6 protein-coding genes and 1 rRNA gene are annotated in these 11,199 nt (G+C 34.7%); 4 read left to right on the forward strand and 3 right to left on the reverse strand.

Annotated elements, in window-relative coordinates:
• Window positions 1-149: 149 nt before the first annotated feature.
• Together clpB and CLW00_RS20455 are read right to left on the reverse strand one after the other, a co-directional pair.
• Window positions 150-2,762: an ATP-dependent chaperone ClpB gene (gene clpB / locus CLW00_RS20450; RefSeq protein WP_106135577.1), complete on the reverse strand. Its 2,613-nt coding sequence runs from the start codon at window positions 2,760-2,762 to the stop codon at window positions 150-152.
• A gap of 196 nt (window positions 2,763-2,958) precedes the next feature.
• The gene (locus tag CLW00_RS20455; RefSeq protein ID WP_106135578.1) at window positions 2,959-3,450 is read right to left on the reverse strand and encodes a hypothetical protein; all 492 of its coding nucleotides are present in this window, start codon (window positions 3,448-3,450) and stop codon (window positions 2,959-2,961) included.
• 176 nt (window positions 3,451-3,626) lie between these two features.
• Here CLW00_RS20455 and CLW00_RS20460 point away from each other — a divergent pair, with 176 nt between their 5' ends.
• From CLW00_RS20460 to CLW00_RS20475, 4 genes are all read left to right on the forward strand, one after another.
• On the forward strand, window positions 3,627-6,776 hold the full coding sequence (locus tag CLW00_RS20460; RefSeq protein WP_106135579.1) for a histidine kinase N-terminal 7TM domain-containing protein: 3,150 nt from the start codon (window positions 3,627-3,629) through the stop codon (window positions 6,774-6,776).
• A gap of 368 nt (window positions 6,777-7,144) precedes the next feature.
• Window positions 7,145-7,357 carry a hypothetical protein gene (locus tag CLW00_RS20465; RefSeq protein WP_106135580.1) on the forward strand — a complete coding sequence of 71 codons (213 nt, stop codon included), beginning with the start codon at window positions 7,145-7,147 and terminating at the stop codon, window positions 7,355-7,357.
• A gap of 69 nt (window positions 7,358-7,426) precedes the next feature.
• Window positions 7,427-8,203 (forward strand): GLPGLI family protein, encoded by a 777-nt coding sequence (locus tag CLW00_RS20470; RefSeq protein ID WP_106135581.1) that lies wholly within the window; start codon window positions 7,427-7,429, stop codon window positions 8,201-8,203.
• A gap of 8 nt (window positions 8,204-8,211) precedes the next feature.
• Entirely contained in the window at window positions 8,212-10,830 is a 2,619-nt protein-coding gene (locus tag CLW00_RS20475) for a TonB-dependent receptor (protein WP_106135582.1), read from the forward strand.
• Window positions 10,831-11,111: 281 nt separating this feature from the next.
• On the opposite strand, the gene rrf is transcribed toward CLW00_RS20475, so the two are convergent.
• Window positions 11,112-11,199, reverse strand: a 5S ribosomal RNA gene (gene rrf, locus CLW00_RS20480); the annotation flags it as partial.

Genomic DNA, 11,199 nt, shown 5'->3' on the forward strand with positions numbered 1-11,199 from the left:
AGCAAAAGTTTTCCTTGTTGTCAAATACGATAAGCTATCTCCCTTATTTTTCTAAAAAAACACAATCCGCTTTACATTTATATTATTTTCCGAGTGAATCATAAAAAAAGCGCAGCAATTATAAAATTGCTACGCTTTAATTTCAACCCTTACACTTCAATGCTTTCTATATTTTTGAAATAAACCTGCTTATCTGCATCCAAATCAACTAGTACCGCAGAATCATTTTTGATATAGCCAGATAAAATCTGTTTTGATAATTCATTCAATATCAGACGCTGCATGGTTCTTTTCAGCGGCCTTGCTCCAAATTGAGGATCAAAGCCTACTTGACCAAGATAATCCAAAACCTCAGTGGTCGCATCAATTTCGATATTAGATTCTTCTAATCGTTTTTGTATCTCTCTCCACTGTATATCCACAATTTGCCGGATTACATCTCTATTTAGCGGCTCAAACATGATAGTTTCATCAATCCTATTGAGGAATTCAGGTCTGACGGATTTTTTCAACAAATCAAAAACTTCTGACTTCGTCTTCTCCATCAATTCGTCCTTGTTCCACTCTTCCATCTCAGCAAATCGCTCTTGAATAAGATGAGATCCAATATTGGTAGTCAAGATAATGATGGTGTTCTTGAAATTAGCAATTCTTCCTTTGTTGTCTGTAAGTCTTCCATCATCGAGCACCTGTAAGAGGATATTAAACACATCAGGATGCGCTTTTTCTATTTCATCCAATAGCACAACCGAATATGGCTTTCTCCTCACTGCCTCAGTCAATTGACCGCCTTCATCATAGCCAACATACCCTGGAGGTGCCCCCACCAGCCGGCTTACGGCATGTCTTTCCTGATATTCAGACATATCGATTCTAACCATGGCATTGTCATCGTTAAATAGATATTCGGCTAAAGCTTTGGCTAATTCAGTTTTGCCGACTCCCGTAGTGCCCATGAAGATAAATGAACCAATGGGCCTTTTGGGATCCTGAAGACCCGCTCTGCTCCTTCTGACAGCATCAGAGAGTGCCATGATAGCTTCTTTTTGACCTGCTACCCTTCTCCCCAACTCATCTTCCAAATGAAGAAGCTTGTCTCTCTCACTTTGGATCATTTTTGAAAGAGGAATTCCTGTCCACTTAGAAACAACAGAAGCAATATCTTCATTGTCTACTTCCTCCTTTAATAAAGGAGAGCCTTGCTGCATTTCTTCCAATTGCGTTTGAAAGCTTTGGAGCTTCTTTTCCGAATCAACAATTTTACCATATCGGATTTCAGCAACTTTGCCAAAGTCCCCAGCTCTCTCGGCTTGTTCAGCTTCCAGTTTTAATTTATCTATACTTTCCTTTTCTCTTCTGATCCCCATAATAACAGCCTTTTCAGACTCCCACTTGGCTTTTACAGATTGTCTTTTTTCAGAAAGCTCAGCTATTTCTTTGCTAAGAACCGCCTCTTTATCTTTGTTATTTTCCCTTCTGATAGCTTCTCTTTCTATTTCAAGCTGCATGATCCTTCTGTTAAGCTCATCAAGCTCTTGAGGCAAAGAATCTATCTCCATTCTCAATTTGGCAGCTGCTTCATCCATTAGGTCAATTGCTTTGTCAGGAAGAAACCTGTCAGAGATATACCGTTGAGACAATTCAACCGCCGCAATGACAGCATCATCTTTGACCCTTACTCCGTGATGGAGCTCATACTTATCTTTGATACCCCTAAGGATAGAAATCGCATCAGCTGCGTCAGGCTCATCAACCATTACGGACTGAAACCTTCTTTCCAGCGCTTTGTCTTTTTCTATATATTTCTGGTACTCTTTAAGTGTCGTGGCTCCTATTGCATGAAGCTCACCTCTTGCCAAGGCAGGCTTTAACAAATTGGCAGCATCCATAGCTCCTTCACCGCCGCCTCCTGCACCTATTAGCGTATGAATTTCATCGATGAATAAAATAATTTGACCATCCGAATCTGTCACCTCCTTGATCACAGCCTTAAGTCTTTCTTCAAACTCTCCCTTATATTTGGCTCCAGCCACTAAAAGTCCCATATCTAATGAAATAAGTGTTTTGGACTTTAAGTTTTCAGGAACATCTCCACTCACAATCCTTTGAGCTAACCCTTCTACAATGGCCGTTTTACCAACTCCGGGTTCACCTAAAAGAATAGGATTGTTTTTAGTCCTCCTTGCAAGGATCTGTAAAACCCTTCTTATCTCCTCATCTCTACCTATGACCGGGTCGATTTTACCCTTCTTGGCCAATTCGTTAAGGTTTTTGGAATATTTTTCCAACGCCCTGTATTTTGATTCTGCGTTTTGATCTGTCACTTTATTTCCTTGTCTTAATTCTTTGATAGCTTCAATCAATTTTTTTTCATTTATGCCTTGATCTTTTAATAATTGGGCTGTTCTATCACTTCCTGACAGCAAGCCCAAAATCAAATGCTCAATGGCAACAAATTCATCACCAAATGTTTTGAGGAACTCTTTTGCCTTTGCAATTGCCTGATTGGAGGCATTAGATAAATATGGTTGTTGTCCACTTACTTTTGGTAGAGAATCGATTATATCATCTAATTTTTGACCTATCAGCACTTTGTTAATACTGGCTTTCTTAAAAAGAAAATCCACTACGTTTTCGTCTTCGGTCAAAATTCCTTTTAATATATGGGCTGGTTCAATGGCTTGCTGTTGTGCAGCCATAGCGAGCTCTGCAGCTTTCTGAATAGCTTCTTGAGACTTAATTGTAAATTGTTTGAAATCCATGGTTGTTTCGTTGGTTTCTTTGAGGATTAAATTCTAATTCTTCCCTATCAAAAAAATATCCAACATTAATTAGCAGTATTTTTCGGAAATTTTGTCTGTTTTTAGGCTTTCAAGCTATCAATTACAGACTTTTTGACACAAAAAAACCATCAATTTTTTGATGGTTTTCTATGGAGCTGATAAAGTTTAAAACTCCTTAGTTCTCTTCATCCTCTACTTTTGAAGGAGAATTGGATGAATATCTTTCTATATCTCTTTGGTACTTATCAATATTGGCTTGAGCTTCTTGAATCGAAATCTCTGTTTTTTTCAATTTCAATTCCATTTTTGCAATATCTGCGGTCTCTGTTTTGCCTTTTTGTTTGGCTTTCTCAATTTTGAGATTTTGCTTGGCATATTTAATTTCAGCTTTTTGTTTGGCAGTTAAAGCCTTATCGTATTTTTTCTGAGATTTCTGAAGATTGCTTATCCTTTTCTCCTCAGCTTTGACCACTGCCTCAGATAATTTTTGTTCCTTTTTTGCAGCTTTTAGTTCTGCCTTTTCAAGCGCGACAGCCTTTTTATCTTCCTTCATCTGCTTTTTCAACTCTGATTTTTCCTCATTAGTTAATTCTTCAGCCTGTTGTGCAAAAACTGAATTGAAAGCTATACCAAGAAACAAGATTGAGAGTAAAGTGAAATTTTTCATTTTTATCATGATTTAATTCAAATTCAAATTACCCTAATATTTATAAAACTCCAATGATTTAAACTAAATAATCACAAAACCAACTTCGTGAAATAGAATCATTTAATTAAAGTCATGCCAAAATGAAAATCAATAAAATTTATTAATAAATTAATGATTCAAATGGACTCACCACAATGAATTTAGATTTCACCTACAATATTCTGGCAGTACCTGTGCTCATTACGAGTTTTCTTTTTTTGCTTTTAGGTGTTTTTACTTTTCGAAAAAGAGCCGGCAATGGTGAAATTTTCTTTGCGGGATTACTCGCTGGTTGTTTCATTTACTCTCTCTTCTATGGATTGGAGCTATTGGCGAATAATGAATTTACAGTAGTTCTCACCTATAAACTTCAATACCTTGGCGGGGTTTTAATCACTCCTTTTCTACTTCTATTCGTGCTGAAATATTCAGGAAATGAAAGGTATCTTAAGTCCTTCCTGATATATTTAATCTTTGTCTTAAGTGGCCTATTTTTAGTTGCACTGTTTACAAATGACTCCCATAGACTTTTTTACAAAATACTTACCGCAAAGTACAACGGTTTTTATTTGGCCGTAAGTTTTGAAAAAGGAATCTTAGATGTCGCTTATGAAAGCTTTAATAATATTATTATTCTGATTTCCACCTTGGTTTTGGTGAAAATGTACTACTCTATACCAAAACCTTACAAAAGCCAAGTACTTACATTATTAGCCGGTACCACCTTCCCCTGGCTTGCACACAGCCTAGCTTTATTTGGTTACTCTTATCGCAATATTGATTTTGTCCCATTCACTTTGTTGATAAGTGCCGTTTTTATTTACATAGGATTATTTAGACTTGGGCTTTTCAGGAAAACACCGATTGCCTTCAAAACAATTTTTGAAAATCTATCAGATGGTATTCTAATCTTTGATAGATACAAAAATATAATTGCAGCAAATAAAAAGGCAGTGAAAATTTTACGCAAAAACTTTTACCATCTTCAAAATACTAATATTAAGGATCTATATTTGGATCACCCCGAGATCCAAAAATTGTTTTCCACCGATAAAGCTATTGAGGTGGAGTTTATGGATGTAGAAAACGACCTGTTTTATTCTGGATTCTTGAAAAACACTGAAGAAGAGGATTTTCAATATTTATTTTTGAGGGATATCTCCAAACAAAAACTTGCAGAAGAAAAAATCAGGTTCAATGAAAGTAAGCTGCAAAACATCAATACAAGTCTGCTTCGAAATGAAAAAATGCTTACATCTATCGCTTTCGCGACCAAGGAGTTACTTTCGAATGCAAATTTCTCAAAAGCAACTCAAAAGGCCATTACAATTCTTGGAGATGGGGCTAGTGCAGATCGGGCATATTTGTTTGAAAACAACATAGATGAAGCTGGCAATTACTTCAGTTCGCAGAGATTTGAATGGAGTGCTACAGGAGTTGATCCGGAAATTGACAATCCGGACCTTCAAAATCTACCCATTGGTTTGTTTGGCGAATCAATGGACTACCTCATAAAAAATCAAGTTTATACAAATATTGTAAGAAAAATAGAGGATCCTGACCTAAGGGGTTTACTGGAAAGTCAGGACATCATTTCAATATTATTGATCCCTATTTTTGTAGAAAAAAGCTTCTGGGGATTTGTAGGGTTTGACGACTGTCAAAAAGAAAAACAATGGAGTGAAGGAGAAACAGCCTTGTTGATAAGTTTTGCAGAAAGTATTTCAAATGCTATTGAAAGGAGAAATATGGAGGAAAACCTTCGTGTTTCGATGCAGAACGCCAAGGAAGCAAGTATTGCCAAATCAGAGTTTCTTGCAAATATGAGTCATGAAATACGGACACCCTTAAATGGTATCATTGGATTTTCAGATTTATTAATGAAAACGGATTTAGGTCAAACACAAAAAGAATTCTTAAAATCAATAGTTGATTCAGGCCATTTGCTTCTAGACTTGGTCAATGATGTATTGGACTTCTCCAAAATTGAAGCAGGCAAACTTGAATTAAGCCCAACCCAAGTAAACTTAACCAAGCTTGCAAACGATGCTGTAAAAATGATCAAACCAATGGCCGAAGAAAAAGGTATTGAATTGTTGGTTTCATTACCTGATGACATGCCCAGTTATTTTTACGCAGATGAAACGAGACTCAAACAAATTCTGATAAACCTTTTGAGTAATGCTGGCAAGTTTACTCAAAAAGGTAAGATTGAATTACTTGTCAAAATCGATGATTTGTCAAATAAAGACCATGCACACCTAGAATTTATGGTGATTGATACTGGAATAGGGATATCGAATGAGAAAAAAGATATTATTTTCGATGCTTTTGCCCAAGAAGACAACTCTACAACGAGAAAGTATGGAGGCACTGGATTAGGTTTGTCGATCAGCAATAAGATTTTGCAGTTAATGGGAAGCAAGCTGGAAGTAGAAACAGAAGTAGGTAAGGGGAGTATATTCAGTTTTAAAATAATCTTACCCATAATGAATGGTCAGGAAAACCTTCAATCCAATGAGGAACCAAAACAAATTAGCCAACCTAAAACTTTAACTAAAACAGTAAAAAAAGGAAAAATAAAAATCCTTCTTGTCGATGACAATCCAGTCAACATGCTTTTGGCCAAAACTATAGTAAAAAATATCCTACCATCTTCAAAAATATTTGAGGCTAAGAATGGAAGAGAAGCCTTAGACTCCTACAGGGAACACATTCCGGATTTAATTTTTATGGATATCCAAATGCCAGAAATGAGTGGTTATGAAGCTACTATTGCAATAAGGAAGATAGAAGCTGGAAATTCAAGAGTACCGATTATTGCATTGACTGCAGGGACTGTAAAGGGGGAGTATGACAGGTGTATCTCTGCAGGCATGGATGATTACTTGTCCAAACCCGTTGTGGTAGCTGATATTCAAAATAAAATAGAAAAGTTCATCAGCTTATCAAAAGACCCAGAAATTCAGACACCACTATTTTCAAAACTGGAAGAATTCAGGAATTCGGACCCAAACTTTTTTAAAGAACTATTAGAAGTTAGCAACATGAATCTTACCAAATTAAAGGAAGATCTAATAAGTATTACAAACAATATAAAGAACACAGGAAAAATTAAGCAAACATGTCATGCTATCAAAGGAGTAGCCTTAAACCTTGATCTAAGCAGGTTAAGTAAATATGCTACTACTGCGGAAGAAATAGAAAAGATGAATGATACCGAAAGGCAAGAATTATTATCAGGTATACATCTTGAATTAGACAACATCATAGATACCCTCAAAAAGGAAATAGCCAAAATCTAAGTTGAGTTCTCTTTTTCATTCCACACACAGCATATAAGTTATTGATAAAAGGAGTTAATGGTTAAATATGAATTCATCTTCAGATCAACGCATCTATTCGAGATATTGTGCTGTGGTGAATGAATTGATTTCGAAACAAATCTTTAATTTATCCATATCTTATAGTCAGTAAATACTCAACTAAGCCCCTAAAAAGCATTTCGTATTACCATGTTAGTAAAAGATATATTTTTATTATTATTATCATAAATTTTTTTTAAGACTCTTTTTTAGAATGTATTTTTATTTTTTAAAATTATTTTTTTTTTTTGATCTAATTATTTAAGCGCCAAATAAGATTTTATTTATCACTTTTAAAAATCAAAATCATGACAAACTTAATTTCGGCACTAGCTATTAGCTTGGCTATGGCTACAGCAACAGAAAAACCTTCGGAAACGACAGAAGAAGGTAATTTTGAGATTAAAACTTTAGCATTTGCAAGATGCGAAATCATTGATCACAAGAATGGATTTTACGGAAAAGGAAATTGTGAAAAACTGATGAAAGCTTATGCAGCTTATCTGGAGTTAAAGAAGTAATTTTTTGATTCCTAATGGTGGCGAGCAAAGCTTGCCACCACCTATTTTTATTTATTCAAACTTATAATTATGCAAAAGACATTACTTTGTTTATTGATTCTTTTTGTTTCTATCCCAAACATAATTAAAGCTCAAATTATCAAAGTTAATTATGTCACTAAAATGACTGAAGATATTTTTGAGTTTCCTGCGAAATTATATGTAAATAATAGAGCATCAATTTTCATATGGAAAGAATCAAACGAAAGCGAATGGGAACTGGAACAAAATAATTTTGAAAATGGTGTTATGATAAAAGAAGGACAAACCGTTTTTTCAGATGCCAATGGTTATCAAATTAAAAGGGAATTAAGTGGCAGAATTTTACATTGCAGAAATTTTTGTAAGAAGGAAACTCCATTAATTTACAAAGACGAAATTCAGCTAGACTGGTCTATCACCAATGAATCTAAAAATTGGGAGGGCTACGCTTTAAGTAAGGCAACAACTACATTCAGAGGCAGAAAATATGAAGCTTGGTTTGCATTTGAAATTCCTATCAATGCAGGTCCGTGGAAATTTTCAGGTTTACCTGGATTAATTTTAGAGGTCAGATCACTCGATGGATCTGTAGAAATAAAACCAACAGGAATAAGCAATATTGATCAACAAGAGATTCCAGATTTTTTGAATGACAGTGAGATAATTAGTCATACTGATTTTAATAGATGTTTAGATAAAGAATACGAACAGTCTTACAGAAAAAACCAAGCTATCATAGCCCAAATGCAGGCCAAGTACAAAGATTTGGAAATTACCAATGCTGGTCAATCTCCAACAAGGCTAAAAACTGAACTTGAATACTAGAAACCTATATGATCAGGAATATAGGTTTTCTGGTTCTGGTTATGGTGATTTTCATCATACCGACTTTTGCCCAAGATATTCATCCCGGAATTACAAAAAAAGGTCTACTAATCGACACTGAAGGACAACCAGTAGATATGGTTCAAATTGTTGTGAAAGACGAATTGGGAAATATCATTGAATTTTCATACTCCAATCCAGTGGGAGAATATTCCATTAGTTTTCCTAATGATGGAAAATACACTGTAAGTTTTCAAAGACTTGGTTTTAAAAAAATAGAATTTGAAAATATAGATTTTGAAAGTGAAAAAATAATCCTACATCCATCTGACAACACAAAACTCAGGGAAGTTGTCATAAGAGACAATGTACTGGTTGAAGAAACAGGAGATACGATTAATTACGTGGTAAAAAATATAATCGATGGCACTGAAAGGAAACTAGAAGATGTATTAGCCAAATTACCTGGATTAAAAGTTAATAGTAATGGAAAAATAAGTTTTCAAGGAAGAGAAATATCCAAAATTCTATTGGATGGAGACGATCTTACTGGAGAAAATTATCAAATTTTGTCCAAAGGTTTATCAGCGGATTGGCTTGAAGACATTCAAATCTTAAAAAGGTTTACTGGAAACAAGCTCTTACAAGGAGTAAAGAAATCCGATGATATCGCGATAAACATTAAATTAAAGGAGGATTTTAAGTCACCATTATTTGGGAAAGCTTCTCTTGGAGCTGGCACATGGAAGAGAGCCGAATTGCAGGCAGAACTATTGCACTACAACAAAAGCAATAAAGGTTTTTGGGTGACAGAATCAAGCAATTTGGGAGATGATATAGAAGTAATGAATCTTAACCTATACGACACAAGAAATATTGGTGCCAATAATTTTCAATCGATAAGCACAATTACTGACCGATCCGAAGAAGCCCCAGAAATGTTTTCTGCATCAAACTTCAATTTTCAAAGAGGTATTTACACCAACCCGAACTTAATTTTCAAAATTAATGACAAAATCAAATTTAAAAGTAATACAACTGTAACCATAAGAGAGCGCGAATTCATTCAGAATGACTCAAGCTTTTTTTTTACGAAAGAAGACCAAGGCTTTTCAATCAATCAAAAAAGCATACAAAGCACCCAATTCAGAGACCTCTTTCAATCACTTACTTGGACCAAAGAAATTAAATCTAATCAGGAATTGGAAATCTCTGGAAGAGCAATTATTAATTCCGAAAACATTTCAAATCAAATATCAAATACATTTAGAGACCAAAATCAACAAAATCTTTTAAATAAATATGGCTTACTATTTAGTAGCAAATACCTGATAAAGTTAGATGAAAAACAGGTGTTGGATTTCGAGATAAATGTACATGCTGATCAATTACAGGAAGATTTATCCTTTGCTGAAGTAAATATTAGTGAGTTGAGCCCCAACCAAAGAATAGAACAATCTAATCATAATTTTGGCATTAAAGGTCAACATCTAATAAAATGGTCAGAGAAAACTTTTGCAGAATCCGTGATTAATTACACAATATCAAGACAAATTCTAGAAAGGAGACCTAAAGATCATCTACTTTCAGAGAACTTTGACGATTTTTCTACTAATTATCAAGAAGTAAGGCTATACACGAATTTCACTACAAAATGGAAAGAAATTAATTTTTGGGCATCTTCAAACATAAGAAATATAGCAGCTAATTGGTCATCGATAAAGATGAATTATGTTTTTGTCGAACCGACATTAAAATCAAGTTATGAGAAAATTTTAGATAAAAACTGGATAGTATCCAATCGAATAGCGTGGACACTGAACAATACATTTTTACAATTGAATGAATGGGTACCTTTGACATTTTCACGTTCTTTTAGACATGAAATTTCCAACGAGTCAGACCCACTTAACCCTGAACGAATCCAGCTGCTTTTGGGAAATATTGAAATCAAGAATAAATCATTAAACTACTTTGTTTTCAATACAGAACTTGGAATAAGAAAATCAGAAAATGCTATTTATAGCACATTTAACTTTATTGAAGATTTGATTTCGGAAACTCAATTAAATGATGGGAGCACAAAAGATTTCAATGCATCAATTTCAACCTCAAAATACTTTTCAAGTTTATCATCTTTGATAAAAATATCATATGATATGAATAATACTACAAGACCATTGGGGGTTGGCGAAATACTAGATACTAGTCACATAAAAAATCAAACTGGATCAATCACAGCTGGATTTGTGGGCCTTACAAACATTAGAATTTCGTTAGGTTACAATTACAACTCTCTGATCAATAATTGGAATGAAAACAAAAACAGATTTGTATTTCACACTTTTAACTCTACAATCAATTATACTCCTATTGAGATTCTTCAAATACGATTGAATTACGAAGGTTTAAATATAGATTCTCAAAATCTAAATCTAAATTCAATTTTAAAAGCCGAAATAAACTTCAAGCCTAAAGATAAAAAATGGGAGCTTGGTTTATTTTACAACAATATTATGAATAACAGAAGTCTAGCTATTTTACAAATAGCACCCGGAGTCAACAGTAGGACAGATTTTTCAGTATTGCCAAATTTCGTACTCCTAAAGGCAAAATGGAATTTTTAGTCTTATGAGTTTATAACTTTTGATTTATATGTCATCTATTCATCCTTGCCTCATCATTAAAGATGTTCCAAGGCAGGCTTTCTTCAATTTAATTCCTGATTTGCAGTTCACACGACCTACCTATAAAAAAAGCCTCGTAAACCTGCCTGACGGACAGGCTGGCCGTAAATCACATTTAGTAAATTCACCCAGTCCCTGCTCGCATCCCGGTTCTTGCTTTTGTCTCACATTTCCCCCCAAACGCAAAAAACCCTTTGGATTGCTCCAAAGGGTCTGTATAAATGAGGCGGCGACCTACTCTCCCGGGTGTAACCCCAGTACCATCGGCGCTGCAGGGCTTAACTTCTCTGTTCGGGATGGGAAGAGGTG

Source organism: Mongoliibacter ruber (assembly GCF_003003005.1).
Lineage (GTDB): Bacteria > Bacteroidota > Bacteroidia > Cytophagales > Cyclobacteriaceae > Mongoliibacter > Mongoliibacter ruber.